Source organism: Paenibacillus sp. 01T431, from assembly GCF_056398625.1.
The window spans coordinates 349,965-366,797 of sequence record NZ_JBFTPT010000001.1 but is presented as its reverse complement, the minus strand read 5'-3'; the positions used below and the strand labels follow the sequence as shown (position 1 = coordinate 366,797).

11 protein-coding genes and 1 pseudogene are annotated in these 16,833 nt (G+C 44.4%); 2 read left to right on the top strand and 10 right to left on the bottom strand.

Annotated features, from left to right (window positions below; all coding sequences use genetic code 11):
- Positions 1-60 precede the first annotated feature (60 nt).
- Positions 61-783: pseudogene (locus AC1DM9_RS01585) on the bottom strand (aldo/keto reductase); the annotation flags it as partial.
- Positions 784-1,009: 226 nt separating this feature from the next.
- On the opposite strand from AC1DM9_RS01585, the gene AC1DM9_RS01580 reads away from it, so the two are divergent.
- A complete protein-coding gene (locus tag AC1DM9_RS01580) occupies positions 1,010-1,342 on the top strand; it encodes a winged helix-turn-helix transcriptional regulator (protein ID WP_076267153.1) in 333 nt (110 codons plus the stop codon).
- A gap of 1 nt (position 1,343) precedes the next feature.
- Here AC1DM9_RS01580 and AC1DM9_RS01575 read toward each other — a convergent pair whose 3' ends face one another.
- From AC1DM9_RS01575 to AC1DM9_RS01535, 9 genes are all read right to left on the bottom strand, one after another.
- A complete protein-coding gene (locus tag AC1DM9_RS01575) occupies positions 1,344-2,216 on the bottom strand; it encodes a DUF421 domain-containing protein (RefSeq protein WP_477510904.1) in 873 nt (290 codons plus the stop codon).
- Positions 2,217-2,661: 445 nt separating this feature from the next.
- Entirely contained in the window at positions 2,662-3,399 is a 738-nt protein-coding gene (locus AC1DM9_RS01570; protein WP_477510905.1) for a GTP cyclohydrolase II, read from the bottom strand.
- Positions 3,400-3,499: 100 nt separating this feature from the next.
- Entirely contained in the window at positions 3,500-5,263 is a 1,764-nt protein-coding gene (locus tag AC1DM9_RS01565; protein ID WP_441882649.1) for a glycoside hydrolase family 2 protein, read from the bottom strand.
- Positions 5,264-5,301: 38 nt separating this feature from the next.
- A complete protein-coding gene (locus AC1DM9_RS01560; protein WP_477578168.1) occupies positions 5,302-7,776 on the bottom strand; it encodes a family 43 glycosylhydrolase in 2,475 nt (824 codons plus the stop codon).
- A gap of 3 nt (positions 7,777-7,779) precedes the next feature.
- A complete protein-coding gene (locus tag AC1DM9_RS01555; RefSeq protein WP_441882653.1) occupies positions 7,780-8,616 on the bottom strand; it encodes a carbohydrate ABC transporter permease in 837 nt (278 codons plus the stop codon).
- Between the two features lie 40 nt (positions 8,617-8,656).
- Positions 8,657-9,550 carry a carbohydrate ABC transporter permease gene (locus AC1DM9_RS01550; RefSeq protein WP_477578166.1) on the bottom strand — a complete coding sequence of 298 codons (894 nt, stop codon included), beginning with the start codon at positions 9,548-9,550 and terminating at the stop codon, positions 8,657-8,659.
- Between the two features lie 58 nt (positions 9,551-9,608).
- Entirely contained in the window at positions 9,609-10,985 is a 1,377-nt protein-coding gene (locus tag AC1DM9_RS01545; RefSeq protein WP_477578164.1) for an ABC transporter substrate-binding protein, read from the bottom strand.
- A 164-nt stretch (positions 10,986-11,149) separates the two neighbouring features.
- On the bottom strand, positions 11,150-12,208 hold the full coding sequence (locus AC1DM9_RS01540) for a GntR family transcriptional regulator (protein ID WP_477578162.1): 1,059 nt from the start codon (positions 12,206-12,208) through the stop codon (positions 11,150-11,152).
- A gap of 552 nt (positions 12,209-12,760) precedes the next feature.
- Complete coding sequence (locus AC1DM9_RS01535; RefSeq protein WP_477578160.1) at positions 12,761-14,137, bottom strand: ABC transporter substrate-binding protein; 1,377 nt, start codon at positions 14,135-14,137, stop codon at positions 12,761-12,763.
- A 309-nt stretch (positions 14,138-14,446) separates the two neighbouring features.
- Here AC1DM9_RS01535 and AC1DM9_RS01530 point away from each other — a divergent pair, with 309 nt between their 5' ends.
- Positions 14,447-16,492, top strand: a complete 2,046-nt coding sequence (locus tag AC1DM9_RS01530) for an RICIN domain-containing protein (protein ID WP_477578158.1) — start codon at positions 14,447-14,449, stop codon at positions 16,490-16,492.
- The last annotated feature ends 341 nt before the right edge of the window (positions 16,493-16,833 follow it).

Here is a 16,833-nt window from a genome sequence, read left to right as displayed (position 1 = left end):
TATATAGCAAAAAGGCACTTCTCTCGAAGAGCCTTTTTGTTATTTCTATCATTTTGCTTTTTAACGCATCGGAGCAAAGCCGCTGATTTCTGCCAAGATTGCTTCAGTTTGTGATAGCAGCTCATCTGACAGTTCAATGTCTACTGACTTTATGTTTTCTTCGATTTGAGCCGGTCGGCTCGAACCGATAATAGCTGAGCTCACATTCGGCTGGCGAAGCACCCATGCTAATGCAAATTGTGACAATGATGCTCCAATCGTTGCAGCCAGCTGCTCCAGCTTCTCTGCAACCTGCAGTACATCTTCTCGCAAATAACTGTTAATGATGCCATTTGTTTTATCATTTGCAGCACGACTGCCTGCCGGCACGGCTTGGCCTGGCTTGTACTTACCTGTTAAAATCCCTTGTGCAAGCGGTGAGAAAACAACCTGCCCCATGCCTTCTTGCTCACAAGCTTCGATAACGCCCCGTTCAATATACCGCTCAAACATATTGTAAATCGGTTGATTCGAAATAAGCTTCCGGAGGTTAAGACGTTTCCCTATCGCTGCAGCATCCGTAATTTGTGCAGCTGTCCACTCGCTGACCCCTGCATAAAGCACCTTCCCTTGTGCCATCAAATCATCGAGTGCCCGCAAAGTTTCCTCAACCGGCGTTTCCGAATCAAAGCGGTGGCATTGATAAAGATCTATATAATCAGTACCCAAACGCTTCAAGCTTGCATCACATTGCTCGACGATATGTTTTCTAGAAAGACCGCGATCATTTGGTCCTGAATCGATTTACTCCGCTCTTCATCTGTAGTCTATAGTACAACGTTCTATTATTAAAGTAGTGAATGTTTTTTCAAAATATAAGAAAGTATATTATTTTCTCATACTTATCTTATATTTCACCGTCTAAGCTGCTTCAGCGTCAGAAGGACGCCGAAGGCGTTTTAGCTAGCTTTACTATCTTTAATATACATACTATACTATTGGTAGCATATAGCAGAGAGGGGAATTGTCGATGAGTGCACATAATTACATTCCGAAGGAACCGCTCCATATCGAATGCAATATTGAGAAGACATTAGATGTGATCGGCGGTAAATGGGCTTTTTTAGTGCTGAGAGAACTGTTTTGCGGCACCAAAAGATTCGGAGAAATACAGAGGCTTATTCCGGCGGTTAGTCCTCGTGCATTAACAAGCACGCTCCGTCATCTCGAGGATAAGGGCGTGCTTGAACGCAAGGTTTTTCCAACCGTGCCTGTTACCGTCGAATACACACTGACACCTAAGGGCGAGGACTTGCATCATATTTTAAAAGAAATGAAGCTTTGGTCGGCTAGATGGACATAGGCTAATGCTTCAACAGCTGATCAGGCAGTGACTTTGTGCTTGCTTGAAAGCGATCAATTGCAGTCTGATAAACGCGTCGATCGCTTTCATTACGAGACAAGCGTTCAAGTCGAATCAACTCCGCCTCAAACTGCTCAATCAACATAATGACACGATCCTTGGGTTTGGATTGTTGACTATTTTGCGGCTGCTTGCTCTCTTCGCCGGTATCGATAAGCAGCTCGCCATTGCTGTCAATTTGGGCAAAAAACACTTCTGATTCCTTCACATTTCGCTTTTCCAGCTCCTGCAGCAGCCATTGTCGGTCATGGCCTAAGTTTGTGAGCACTTCATCCTGTATTTCCCCGTCCATCAATACGGTCATTGCCTCTCGCTCATTCGGCACCTGCCAGCCAAGCGTATCCGGCGTTAAAGGCTGATAGGCTTTCTTCAACAGCACATTGACTTCACCGCTTGATTCCATAACAGCAAACTCCACGTCGGCTACACGGTATACATCCTTTTTGCGCAATTGCTCGAGCATCTCATCCAAGGTCAACCGTTCCTTGTGCAAGCTTTCTTTGAGCAGCTGGCCATCTTTAATTAGCACAGTACCTTTTCCGTCAATAAAGTCACGAGCCTTCTTGCTTTTTATGGTCAAAAATTCCATTCCGACCGACACACTAACCCAAACCGCTAATGATACCAGTCCCAAAAACCATAAATTGTCGAGATCAAGCGAGATATATGCGGCAATATTACCGATAGATATACCTGTTATGTACTCGAACAGCGACAGCTGAGAAATTTGGCGTTTTCCCAAAACCTTCGTAAGCGCAAATAAAATAGTGATGGCCGCTAACGTTCGCAGTACAATTTCAATCCAACTTGGCATTTTACTTCCCCCTTCCATTTCTAGAGTATCCAGAAAGGAAAAAGTCATTCGCTGTAATTTGTTGTTGCATTTAAATATAATATGTAGTATGATAATGGGAATGTATAATATTTAACCCCATAACATCCCCAGTAAGATTCAATGATTTCCTCAGATTTTGATTTCTTTGCTGTTAATTCCAAACCTGTTACGTGATGTATTTCTGATTCACACTGGCGCGGTCATCGGAGCCGCGAGGACGGAAGAGAGGTAGGGCTTTCGTTGTTTTAGGATGCGAGTTTAAGACAACTTGGTACACATGCTGTTTGCTGTTAACAAGGGGACCCAGTACGGCCTTTCTTATAAGAAGAAGAGGTCCGGTTAAATATATGATACAAACAAGGGCTGTCCGGCTAGCGCATTTATGTGCTACCTGGGCAGCCCTATCCAATTTTTTAACCTTTAATTATTCATTAGGACAACCRCTTGCTGCAAAATGACCCGAACGATTCACTTTTGTCGCGAGATACCTCTCATTATGCTCCGATCGATCTCCCCAAAGCGGAATACGATTTTTCACATCAAGTCCCGCCGCCTGCATTGCATCCAGCTTCTTCGGATTATTCGTAATGAGCGACACTGGTTTCTCACGAAGTGCTTTCAATACGAGTATCGCATCACTATAACTGCGAGCGTCATCCACAAAGCCAAGCTCCTCATTCGCCTCTACGGTGTCATAACCCTTCTCTTGCAGTAAATAAGCCATCGCTTTGCTAAACAAACCGATTCCTCTTCCTTCATGATTGGCCAAATAAAACAATGCGCCTGTACCCTTTTCCACAATCATGTGCATTGATTCATGCAGCTGATAACCGCAATCACAACGTTTGCTGCCAAAAATATCGCCCGTATGACAAATGCTGTGCATTCGAATCCACGCCTCATCTGCCTGTTCGAAATCGCCATACACCAGCACGCTTGATTGCTGCATTTCTGCTAAATTAATCGACGAAAGCTTCTTGATGATTTGCTCCGCATCGTCAAGCTGCTCTTTGCAGAGCAGCCAACAATACCATTGAAAAATTGCCTCGCCTTCATCAAGCTTCACCGGAAGTTGAATGGGACCGACTAAATAAATACTGCCGTGATCGCTTTCAATCACTTTTATCTTCTGATCAACTATAGATACTGCTTCTTTAAACATATCGCAATGCTCCTGACCTGTTCATAGTCTTTGTTTCGACTATTATGTTCGGTAAGTACATTAGCTATGCTAAGTGCAGTTCGCAGCATTGGAATGTCGCCTATAGAACCGGGATCATTCCTTTGTTTAACTCTCGGTAGGTTTCAATAGGAAGCTTCGGTTCACGCTCGAAGGACAGCAAGCCATTTTTCTCCTGCTCAACATCCGTTAACTGCGTATAACAATAACCTTGCAGTCCGCCAGCCGCTATAATCGGACGCATCACGGCAACTAAACGGTTCAAGAAGTCCTGATCGTCTCTAGCCGAAGAATACCCCCAACCTACTTCATTATCCTTAATATACGAAATACCGCCGAACTCCGATAACTGCACCGGCTCGCCATTATAAGTGAACCCAGGCACAAGTATTTTTCTGCCTTGAGGATCACATTTGACGGACATTTCAGGCGTTGCATATCTACTTGCCAGTATCTGTTCATTGCTTTCGTAATCATGAACCGTGTAAATATCAGATTTCACATGCTCCCAACCATCGTTTGAGATAACAGGTCTTGTATCGTCGAGAGATTTGGTCAAATAATAAAGAGTAGAGGCATGGTGCTGCTGCCTTTTGTCTATTAATATATTTGGCGTTCCCCAGCTTTCATTAAGCGGAACCCACACGACGATACAAGGATGATTGTAATCACGGTGAACAGCCTCTTGCCATTCATTCATGATACGCGTCACGTATTGTTCGGAGTATTGATACGCATTGGCCATCTCGCCCCAAACGAGCAGTCCTAGCTTATCGCACCAATACAAATAACGCGGGTCTTCTATTTTTTGATGTTTTCTCGCCCCATTGAACCCCATTTGCTTGGTCAGCTCGACGTCCGTACGGAGCATTTCATCGCTTGGAGCTGTTAGCACACCACCTGGAAAATAACCTTGATCCAAAATTAGCTTCATATAATAAGGGCGATTGTTTAAGCAAATAACGCCATCCTCAATGGATATCTTTCTCATACCGAAATAGCTTTTGACATGATCCAATTCTCGTTCTCCATCAAGCAGCATAAATTCAACATCATACAAGTTTGGCTTCTCCGGTGACCACCAGCGGCCAAGCCCATGATCATTAAAATCATGAAGCTTGATAGAGACCTCCTCTTCCTGCTCCATAACACGAATAACATCCTCAGCGATTAATTCACCTTCAAACGATATTTTAATGCTAAGTCGCAAGCCATTATATAATTCCGTTCCCTTAATAAAGCTGCGAATATGAATTTTATTATGATCGATATCCGGCGTCAATCTCACTCGGCTCACATATGCTTGATTAACAGCCTCCATCCAAACCGTTTGCCAAATCCCAGTCGTTCGCGTGTAGAAAACTTGCTCTGACTGCTCCTTCCAATACTGCTTCCCTCTAGGCAGCGTGACGTCTTTACTATAATCTTGAGCACGCACGACTATGCTATTGGGGCCTATTGCATTCAACACAGCAGTAATATCCGCATGAAATGGGGTGTGGCCTCCCTCATGACTTGCTACTAAATGTCCATTTACCCATACCTTTGCTTCATAATCAACAGCACCGAAATGGAGAATGATTCGTTTCCCTGCATACTCCGTTGGAACCTCAATACTTTTACGATACCATACGATATCGTGAAACGATTTTTCATTAATGCCGCTTAACTCGCTTTGGTAACAAAATGGCACCTGAATCTTGCGATCAAACTGTTTTCTCTCGAACCATTTATTATCACAACCTGCGTTTGAGTCGTCATACTCAAATTCCCATTCCCCGTTCAGGTTTAACCAGGATGATCGCTCAAATTGCGGTCTTGGATATTCATTTCGTATTGCATCCATCATGTTCCCACTCCAGTCCTATTGCTTATGCTTATATATTATTTTTTTAGCGGATTTATCATTAAATGGTTGAACAACATTGTTGAACGTTCTGACCGAATGCCTACCTTGCCATGCAAAAATGGATAAGGGTCCGTATAATTAATAACTGGAGTTGAGCCATCCCCCAGAAATAATTGTATGTTCCCGTCTTTTGCAACAACTCTGAACGAATAGGCTTTACCAGTTTCCAATTCTGCGGTTTCACTAGCTACTAAATTGGAATCATAGTTCATCCGATTCAAAGTTAGCTGCGAAGAAGAAATGCCGATGTAATAGCCCATGACTGCATCCCTAACCTGAGCCGGATGGTAGGATTCATTGGAAGCTCGAACAAAAACGCCTCCGATATCCGTTTCTGCATTCAACTGCACATCAAACGCCAGCTCATAATTGTCCCAATTGTCACTGCCCGCAAACAACATGTCATCATCTATGCCGCTGCCGCTATAATCATCCTCCGATTGTCCAAACAGCCCCATTCCCGTTTGAGAGGATAATGAATGGAACGGCTGCTCCTTATCCAGCAGGTCTATAGCAAACAGCTCAAAGGAATGCATTTCCACTGGTCCAGCTTTCAGCTCTATCTTAAGCTCATGAAAACCTGCCGCAATTTCGATTGTTCCAATTCGAACCTTCGCTGTACCTTCTACAAAGGCTGGGTCATCGGCTTTGATCTTCGTCTTCACGGCTTCGCCGCCGTCAATTGACCATTCCAAGACAACATCCTTCTCCGGCTTTTTAAGCGTTAAGCCGATCCCGTATTTCGCATGATCCTTCACATTCAGCTTGTATTTCAACCAGTCACCGCCTTGCAGCAGGCTCACGGAATAACTGCCGTCATCCAGCTTGCGAATCGGTACACCGTCTGCTTTCCTAAAATCACTGGTCTCGGATGACTTCTGCTCCAAATGAAAGCCGCGATCAGCTTCCTTCAAATAATGAACCGACTCAATTGCCCCAGGCACAGGCTTATAGGCCTCAAAATCACTGCTGCCGCCTGCTTCATTCGTAAAGGCTGTATATTCATAAATTGGCTGCGACTGATTGGCGATATAGCCAATTTTCCCGCCGCTCGGCTTAGCTGTATGCTCCTCTATCTTTTTCATTCCATCGAAGAAGACAAGAACGCTGTCATCACGCTGCTCAACACGAATCGTATGCAGCTTCGAGTAATCAAATTCACTAGGAAGCAGTGCTTGTGCAAGCTGTTTCTCTGATCCATTTTGAACCGTTACATACCCAATCTCATGTTTGCCTGGCCACAGCTTGATTGCTGAATAATTAGCTTCATCTGCATAAGAGAATACTGCTGCAATCGTACCGCTATCCACTGCACTGTCCGAAAAATTCAATCGGAAGTTATATTCCGCAATAAAGGCATCTTCCGTCGAAAGCTTACTCAGCACCTTTTGTTCAGCCGTGGATGATGATTCATCCCATTGTTCTGAAGAAATGCCGTCAGTGAGCCAGCTATATAATGAAGGCATTGCTGGCGCAGGCTGCATATGATCATGAGATGGACCAAAAACAACCAGCTTATCACCGTTATAGGCAAGTCGATCAATGTTCAATTCACGTACTGGCGGGCCTTCAGAAGAATGTCCAACCAGATTATGATAAGTCAAATAATAAGAGTCCATATCCGGCCCAAGCACTGTTGCACTATGGCCAAGCCCTTTAAATTCATCCTTTACGCTGATGACGATCGGATTGTTTGYAGGAATCGTATAATCGCCGAAAGGCCCATCCTTGGATACCGCATAGTTCACCCGATAACCGTTGCTAAATACGTGATTGCCCGTATACGTCATATAGTAAAGGCCATTTCTCTTCCAGATCATTGAACCTTCTGTCCAATGTCCAAGAAATGCATTAGTCGTTACGCCAACATCAATCGTTAATGGATCTGGCATTTCATGCGCAACGATGCCTTGCGTGCCTGCATTCGTAAAATACCATTTCCCGTCATCGTCAATAAAAACAGAGCCATCGATAGAATTTCCGAGATTTTCGGTTTTGACGACGAAAGGGCCCGTTGGGCTGTCGCTTTGCAGCACATAATGCCCTTGGCCTGCCGGGGATGTATATAAATAGAAGCTGCCATTCCAGTAAAAAACCTCAGGTGCATAAGCCCCAGTCGTAATGAGATCTTCAGTAACTAGACCTTCATATTTCCAATCCACTAAATTTTCGGAGCTCCAAGCTTTAATGCCCGGACGAAAGTCCTTTGTACTGCAATACAAATAAAACCTACCGTTGTAACGCATGATGAAAGGATCACCGATCCCGTAATCCTCCCACTCTTGCTCCAGCTTCAACGAATTTGTATACAATTTAGCATCCTCCTTCAACAGTACGACTGCTTTTTCTTCTGGCGTGGACTTGCAGCCACTTAACATGACTACAATGCATACAACGAGGAAGGCGACAAGCTTCGTCGCCCTCATTTGTGTAAGGTTAAAATATCTCATGCGCTAACCTTTTAAGCCGCTAATCGCCATAGACTCGATAAAGTAGCGTTGGCAGAAAAAGAATACAAGAATGACTGGAACCATCGATATAATCGATGCTGCCAAGATTACCGGATAGTTAGAAGATCCCATATATTGTGATTGCATAGAAGCAATAAGAACTTGAATGGTTTGTTTCTGCGGTGAGCTTAAATAAATAAGCGGTCCCATAAAATCATTCCAAATGCCCATAAAGCTTAACGCTGCTTGAGCTGCAATCGCAGGTTTTGCAACCGGCAGTGCAATGGTCCAGAAGGTACGGAAGAAACCGCTGCCGTCCAGCTTCGCTGCTTCCACCAGCTCATTCGGCAAACCTCCCGCCAAGTATTGGCGCAGGAAGAAAATAACGACGATATTGCCAAATAACCCGGGTACGATAAGCGGTAAAAGCGTATCCGTCCAATTAATTGACGAGAAGCCAATAAACTGAGGAATCATAACGACGGAAAAAGGAATCATCATCGTGCCAAGCAAGGATAGAAAAATAGCATCTTTAAACGGAAATTCAATCTTAGCGAATGCATATGCCGCCATTGTTGAAACGAATATTCCAATGACAAGTACAAAGACGACAATAATCATGCTATTCATAAAACCGCTTAGCAACGGAGAATCATTCCAAGCCGTTACATAGTTTTTGAATGTAGCCGGGTCTGGAATCCATTTAGGCGGAATTTCAAAAACGTTGCGTTGATCTTTTAATGAAGTGGATATCGTCCATACGAACGGCGCCAGCATAATAATAGAGCCGATACATAGAATTAATGCCACCCAAAGGTTTGTTAGTCGTTTCTGTTGCATTTGAAATCAAACTCCCCTCGCAAACTGTAACGGTAAAAGATTAATCGTTGTACACCCATTTTTTCGATAAACGGAACTGAAGGAGTGTAACGATGAAAATAATAATGCCAAGAAACCAAGCCACTGAGCTGGCATAACCCATATTAAAATACTTGAACGCATTTTCGAAAATATAAAATACTACGGTTGCCGCACTATACTCCGGCCCTCCGTCGCCTGCCAATACGTAAATTTGGCTAAACGATTGGAACGCGCCGATAACGCCCATGACAATAACGAAAAAATGAATGTTCGTCAGCAGTGGAATGGTAATTAACCGCAGTTTCTGGAATGCACTCGCGCCATCCACTTCAGCTGCCTCGTAATAGGACGACGAAATCGATTGCAGCCCGGCTAAATAAAGAACCATCGTACCGCCAACGCCGCCCCATACTCCCATCAAAATCATGGAAGGCTTAATCCAATTTGCGTCACCTAACCAGTTAGGCCCTTCGATGCCGAACCAACTCCACATCGTTTGGTTGAGCAAACCAAAATCTTGATTCAAGATCCATTGCCATAACAACGACACCGCAATAATGGGTGAAATGACTGGCAAGTAATAGATTGTCCGTAAAAACGAGATTCCTTTGAGCGGACGGTTCATCATAATAGCAAGCAAGAGTGCCACAATCATGCCAATGGGTATGCCCAGCATCATAAATACTGTGTTAAAAAGTGATTTGTACACCTTCTCATCGTGAAAAACTTCGATATAGTTATCAAAACCTACAAACTCAGGCGGCGTAACCAAATCCCAAGACGTGAAGCTTAACCACGCGGAGTAAAGAAGCGGTGCGACTCCAAAAATGAGAAAGCCAAGCACTGGGGCCGCGACAAACAGGTAGGCCCATGCATATTCTTTGCGGATATAACTAGGTTTACTTTTCCTCATGCGTACACATCCTCGCACTAGCTATTCGTTATTTATGTTTATCATTCGAAACTTTCGTTTACTTATTTCCCTTGTCATACAGCTCTTGAAGCTTCGGCTGCAATTCCTTCGCCCAGTCTGCAGCAGTCATCTTGCCATCCCATACTTTGCCGGCCTCTTGCCACATCGTATCGATCCATTTTGTATCCTTTGAACCGAACTCAATTGGCGGATGGCCGTAATCTTCAATAATATCAAGGAATACTTGACGATTTGCTGGTGCTTTGTCATAAGCTACAAACTCGCCTTTTGCCATATCGATCAAGTTTGGCACCGCTTGCCCAAGCTCGTAGTTTTGCTTTTGTCCTTCTTTATCCAGTGCAAGGAATGCTGCTAAGTTAAATGCTTCTTGTGCATGCTTCGATTTGCTGGATACCGAGTAACCCATTGAGCCAACCCACGTCCCTGCTTTGCCTGTCTCCGGATTCACCGGCCATGCCGCAATATCCCATTCAAACGGCAAATCCCAAAATCCCGGTTGATCCCATGGTCCCATTGGGAACATGCCTACTTTGCCGGCTACAAATCGCGAGTAAGAATTCATCGCTTTCTCATCCTCCGGCGACGGCGATACATTGTGCTTGATGCGCAGATCTGCTACCCATTGCATTGCTTTTGCGAATTCCGGTGTATCAATCGTTACTTTGCCTGTTGTATAGTCGATGAAGTCGCCTCCGCTTGCCCATACCGCGCCTTCCAGCGTAAAGTTGGCTCCGCCATAAATATCGACTTTGCCATCGCCATTCTCATCCTTCGTCAGCTTCTTCGCTGCATCTAACCAGTTGTCCCATGTCCATTTGCCAACCTCTGCCGGCGGCAATTCGAGCCCAGCTTCAGTAAACATCGTTTTGTTGTAGGCCATTGCCCATGGACCTACGTCCTTCGGCAATCCGTACAAATCCCCTTGCCCGAGCTGCTTGCCATCAAAACGGTATCGATCTAGCGCTTGTTTCCATACGTTATCGGCTTGGAACAGCTCTGTCGTTTCTAGAAACGGCTGCAGGTTTTGAATCGTGCCTGCTTCGGCAAACTTGTAAAACTGCGGGCCCGATACATAGAATACGTCCGGTGTTTTGCCCGATGCAACCAGCGTAGACAGCTTCTGATTGTATTCAGCAGGCGGCACGCTTGTGTACTCTACCTTTACGTTCGGATATTTCGTTTCGTATGATTTGATCAGCTTGGCGAATATATCTTTCTCCTGCGGACTGCCATGACCCATAAACGAAATCTTTACTTTTTCTTGCGGTGCGTTTGTTGCTGCATCGCCTTTATTCCCCGTATTTCCATTTGCAGCAGAGCTGTTGCCATTTCCACCTGATGAACAAGCCGATAGCAGCATTCCAAAGCATAATAGCATTACAAGTCCAAGCTTCGTGGATAATTTGCTCTTCATTGCGGTTGTCGCCCCCTATGTTGTGTGAATACTTATTGCGCTCTGTAAGCGCTTAATCCAATGAATTCATTATAAATTATATTGTTATATGTTTATATACTGAATATAATATAAAAAATACCATGCGCTAAAAATCAGCACACGGTATTTTTATGTTCTATTAATTACATTTTGCAAAATTTTACAGGTACAACAATACGCTGCGGCTCGTACTCCCCTTGTAGCTGCGCATGAAGCAATTCAACGGTAACCTTGCAAATCTCGTCTTCATTTTGCTGCAAATACGATACATCCTGAAAATCAGGCCGGTCAAAACAAACGAGCTCGAGATCGTCAGGCACTAACTTCTTCAGCCTCTTCGCTGCGTAATAAGTATAGTTGGTCAACTCTACATTGACAACGAATGCTGCTGAAACCTCAGGGCGCTCACTCATAAAGGATTCAATAATGTGCTGCGCATTGCCGCTCGATATATCCTCAATTTTGAGAATACACCACAAATCCTTGTTAATCGGAAGTTTTTTGGCTAAATACGCTTTTTCGAATCCGATCACTCTTTCTTCGGTCGCTGTATTCGTAATTTCAGGCGTGATAAGGGCAATATGCTCATGCCCGCTGTCGAGCAAATGAGTGATAGCCTGTTCCGTCCCATTCACATTATCCGAGCTGACGCTGTACGTGCGAATCTCTTTCAAAAAACGATCAATTAGCACATGCGGAAATTTATCGAGCGACAAGCGTAAAATGCTATCGTTGTATCGCTCCTCCTCCGTCGGAAATACAATTAATCCGCGTACACTTGCAGCGACCATCGATTCAATAGCTACGCTTTCTTCAAGCTGCGACTCTCTCGTAATCCGTACCTGTAGGTTGTAGCCGCTGGCTGTTACGTACTTTTCGATTGAGTCCAGTATTTTCTGATCCACCTTCGTCTTCATGCACGGTAAAATAAGTCCGATAACGTCCCGCACATGGCTTGAAACATCTAAATCCTCAGCCGTCTCGCCATCCTGTCTTACGAACGTTCCCTTTCCTTGTACTCGAACGAGTACGCCTTCATCCGCTAAACCAATCAACGCGTTTTTACTCGTGATTTGGCTTACTCTATACTTGTCCGCAAGCTCCTTCTCGGATGGGACACGATCTCCAGGACGCAATTTCCCAGCTTTGATTTGCCCTAAAATATCGACTTGAATTTGCTTATATAAAGGGAAATTTTTCATAACGACGTCCTCTCATTATATTAATATATTAATTATACTAAATTAATTTTATTTTGTCTGCAACGGAATAATTGGTGATCTTTTATAATGATGAGCGAGATCTCTTAGAGAATACAAGAAGGCATAAACTTAAACCCCCGATCATCTCAGTGAAAATTGATCTACGTTATCTAAAAGGACTGTTCCTCTCAGATTCAATTATTGGTCTCGTCGGCTATGCACAATATCCACGAGTCATTTCTCTAACGAACTCTATTACGCTTATTATGTTGAAAACTACTTTTATTTCATTTTAACGAACCTGATTAACGTTATATCACGTTTTGTAAGGTGTCATGAGCTGCTTTTCTCGAAATAACGATTATGGAGTTCGTTACATTTTTAATCCATAATAAATGATTTAAATAAGACCTACTGGGTTCGTAAGCTATAGGTATGATACATGGAAGGACATCGTCCTCCCTAAGATTCATCAAAAAAAACAGGGCTGTTCCAAAAGTAGAATGATCTACTTTAGAAACAACCCTTTAACCTCACTATTGCATAATTCTATTATTTATTGCCCTTATCATACAGCTCTTGAAGCTTCGGCTGCAATTCCTTCGCCCAGTCCGCAGCTGTCATCTTGCCGTCCCACACTTTGCCTGCCTCTTGCCACATCGTATCGATCCACTTCGTATCCTTCGAACCGAAATCAATTGGCGGATGACCATAATCTTCAATAATATCAAGGAAAACTTGACGATTTGCTGGTGCTTTGTCATACGCTACAAACTCGCCTTTTGCCATATCAATCAAGTTTGGCACCGCTTGCCCAAGCTCGTAGTTTTGCTTTTGTCCTTCTTTATCCAGTGCAAGGAATGCTGCTAAGTTAAACGCTTCTTGTGCATGCTTCGATTTGCTGGATACTGAGTAACCCATTGAGCCAACCCACGTCCCTGCTTTGCCTGTCTCCGGATTCACCGGCCATGCCGCGATATCCCATTCAAACGGCAAATCCCAAAATCCCGGTTGATCCCATGGTCCCATTGGGAACATGCCTACTTTGCCGGCTACAAATCGCGAGTACGAATTCATCGCTTTCTCATCCTCCGGCGACGGCGATACATTGTGCTTGACGCGCAGATCTGCTACCCATTGCATTGCTTTTGCAAATTCCGGTGTATCAATCGTTACTTTGCCTGTTGTATAATCGATGAAGTCGCCTCCGCTTGCCCATACCGCGCCTTCGAGTGTAAAGTTGGCTCCGCCATAAATGTCGACTTTGCCATCGCCATTCTCATCCTTCGTCAGCTTCTTCGCTGCATCAAGCCAGTTGTCCCATGTCCATTTGCCAACCTCTGCCGGCGGCAATTCAAGCCCAGCTTCGGTAAACATCGTTTTGTTGTATGCCATTGCCCATGGACCTACGTCCTTCGGCAATCCGTACAAATCCCCTTGTCCCAGCTGCTTGCCGTCAAAACGGTAACGATCAAGCGCTTGCTTCCATACGTTATCCGCTTGGAACAGCTCGGTCGATTCTAGAAACGGCTGCAGGTTTTGAATCGTGCCTGCTTCGGCAAACTTGTAAAACTGCGGGCCCGATACATAAAATACGTCCGGTGTTTTACCCGATGCAACCAGCGTAGACAGCTTCTGATTGTATTCAGCAGGCGGCACGCTTGTGTACTCTACCTTTACGTTCGGATATTTCGTTTCGTACGATTTGATCAGCTTCGTAAATATATCTTTCTCCTGCGGACTGCCATGACCCATAAACGAAATCTTTACTTTTTCTTGCGGTGCGTTTGTTGCTGCATCACCTTTATTCCCCGTGTTTCCATTTGTAGCAGAGCTGTTGCCATTTCCACCTGATGAACAAGCCGATAGCAGCATTCCAAAGCATAATAGCATTACAAGTCCAAGCTTCGCGGATAATTTTCTATTCATTTCGTTTGACGCCTCCCTTTTTTTGCAAGCGCTTCCTTGATGAACTCATTCTAGATTATATTGTTATACTTTTAAATACTCTATTTAGTATAAAAAATAAGAAATTATGTTCTTTCAACTAATGCTTCACCTTAAAAATCAGTCTATAACCCCATTTTCAAACGAAAACTTCTGCATTTTCATTCAACTTCTATCATTCCAGCGTTTTTAAAGCACAGGATATACTAACTTTAGTATATATTTAAATACTAATATATTCTATAATCCGTTTTGAAGCGCTTACAAAACAATAAGAGGAGATGGTTTCACATGTTTGTCCAAAGCAAGGTTAGAATAACCGCTTTATGGATTGGCTTGCTTCTTATAATCAGTATTCTGCTCCCTGGTTTTCAAGCTTTTGCAGCTCCTGGATTAGCTTGGCCCTCAAATACCGCAACCGTATTCACCCCTCAAAATGGCGGAGTATGGTATCCACGGCTGCTAAAGCTGAACAATAACGATATTTTAGCCTCTTTCGATACGAATGCAGGCGGGGGCAATACAAGAATTATGCTTTCTCGCAGCACGGACGGCGGTCATACCTGGTCTCCTGCCATACAAGCTGCAGCTGATTCCAGCGGTAATGTAGGTAATGGCCAAATGCTTCAGTTGCCGAATGGCGAGATTTGGCTATCGTATCGCCTTGTTGTGCAATCGGGTTCGATTTATAACACTTACCTAAAAACCAAAAAAAGCACCGATGGCGGCAGCACTTGGTCAGATTTAACGAACGGCCAAATCGGCTCTGCGACAGCAAACTCGTTCAAAGGATTATGGGAACCGCATCTTCAAATGCTTGGCAATACAATAGCTGTATATTATGCGGATGATAGTCCTGCCACTGTAGGCAATACAGGCCTTCAGAAGCTTATTATGAAAACATGGACCGGTAACGGCTGGAGCGGCGAAATAATTGTCAGCGACGGTGTTGCCGCAGGCTCTAGAGATGGAATGCCAGTTATTACCCAAATGGCTAATGGCCAATACATCCTAGTGTTGGAAGCGACCGACGTCGCAGGTCATCCTTTTGTTATAAAATATAAAATATCGTCGGATGGTTATAACTGGAACGTTCCTCGTCAAACCCTTTATGTTCCTTCCAAAGCCGGAAAAAAAGCTGGTGCGCCTTTTGTTGTTAAGCTTGGAGATGGCCGCTTGCTTGCTTCTTTTCAAACGGACAATGACAGTACGAATACCGGCGACGCTTTCTCCTCCATGTACACGATGATTAGCGCAGACAATGGTGCAACTTGGCAATATCGGACTAATATTTTCCCAGTAAGCGACTCGACCAGCTCCAATTGGAATGCCTTGCTGCCCATAGATTCTACTCACGTCCTTGCAGCGACGAGTGCAGACTATCCAAGCAGCGGAGTGTATATTCGATTTGGTCATGCAGTTACACCATCGAACACAAACCTAGTAACAAATTGGAGCTTTGAAACGGCAAATGTAAGCGGCTGGACGACATTTGGCGATGATTTCCCCGCTCGAATTAAAGTACATGGCACAAACGATGGTGTCGGTGTACCCGCCGCCCAGGGCAATTATTTTATCGGACTAGCCGGAACGAGCGGACCTGCATCGGCTTATGTTGGCCAAACGATTAGCGGGCTTGATAATGGCAGCTATACACTGCGTGCGTATATGCGGAGCAGCGGCGGTCAAAATTCTTGCGTAATGGAAGTAAAAGATTTTGGCGGAACGTCGCGTCAAACCAATTGCCCCGTAACCACGGCTTGGACGCCGGTTACACTCTCGAACATCGCAGTTGTAAACGGGCAAGCAACCATAGGCTTTTTCACATCAAACAGCCAAGCGAGCCAATGGGTCGATATTGACCGGGTTGAGTTTACTCGCAACGATGTTTACAATGGTGTCGTTTCAGGCGGTGTATACAAGCTTATCAATACAAATAGCGGCAAAGCGCTTGAGGTGGATGCTTGGGGAACAACGAATGGCTCCAATGTGCAAATTTGGACGGAGGGTTCGAATCAGGCAAATCAGCTCTGGCAAATTACGCATGTCGGGGGCGGAGCATACAAGCTCATTAACACGAACAGCGGCAAAGCGCTTGATGTCAGCGGGGCAGGAACAGCTAACGGCACCAATGTTCAAATCTGGGATTATGCGAACTCAGATAACCTGCATTGGAAGATCATCGATACCGGGAGCGCTTACTTCAAGCTTATCCACTCACTCAGCAATAGGGCGCTGGATGTCGCTGCTTCTGGCACAGCCAACGGTTCAAACGTTCAAATCTGGGATGATCTCGGAAACGGCGCCCAAAGATGGAAGCTTGTTCGTGTTAGCTGATGGCGCAAACCCTGGTTGATTCATTAGCATAAAAAAGTATTCAATACATGGGTTATCCTAGAAGGTAAAAAGCTTCTCGGACAATTCATTACCGTATTACGCATCTGTCCTACCGTGCTCTTTCTGGCAACCACTAGTCTAAAATAGGTCACCTTTCTATCCACGAAGCGTTTGGAAGTTGAGTCCTGTGTAATATGAAGGATTTCATAAAAAGTAAGCCATGAAGTAAATACTCATCTCGCAGAAGCTGCCTAAACCATTCTAGAGAGGAGTATTTATTCATGGCTTCATTTCAGGTTACACTTGGTCTAGATCACCAATGATGCATCCAGCTGTTTATC

Coding starts and splice junctions, on each gene's coding strand:
- AC1DM9_RS01565 (WP_441882649.1), bottom strand. CDS start 5,263: ATGGATGCAATACGAAATGAATATCCAAGACCGCAATTTGAGCGATCA.
- AC1DM9_RS01575 (WP_477510904.1), bottom strand. CDS start 2,216: ATGCCAAGTTGGATTGAAATTGTACTGCGAACGTTAGCGGCCATCACT.
- AC1DM9_RS01550 (WP_477578166.1), bottom strand. CDS start 9,550: ATGAGGAAAAGTAAACCTAGTTATATCCGCAAAGAATATGCATGGGCC.
- AC1DM9_RS01535 (WP_477578160.1), bottom strand. CDS start 14,137: ATGAATAGAAAATTATCCGCGAAGCTTGGACTTGTAATGCTATTATGC.
- AC1DM9_RS01545 (WP_477578164.1), bottom strand. CDS start 10,985: ATGAAGAGCAAATTATCCACGAAGCTTGGACTTGTAATGCTATTATGC.
- AC1DM9_RS01555 (WP_441882653.1), bottom strand. CDS start 8,616: ATGCAACAGAAACGACTAACAAACCTTTGGGTGGCATTAATTCTATGT.
- AC1DM9_RS01540 (WP_477578162.1), bottom strand. CDS start 12,208: ATGAAAAATTTCCCTTTATATAAGCAAATTCAAGTCGATATTTTAGGG.
- AC1DM9_RS01580 (WP_076267153.1), top strand. CDS start 1,010: ATGAGTGCACATAATTACATTCCGAAGGAACCGCTCCATATCGAATGC.
- AC1DM9_RS01530 (WP_477578158.1), top strand. CDS start 14,447: ATGTTTGTCCAAAGCAAGGTTAGAATAACCGCTTTATGGATTGGCTTG.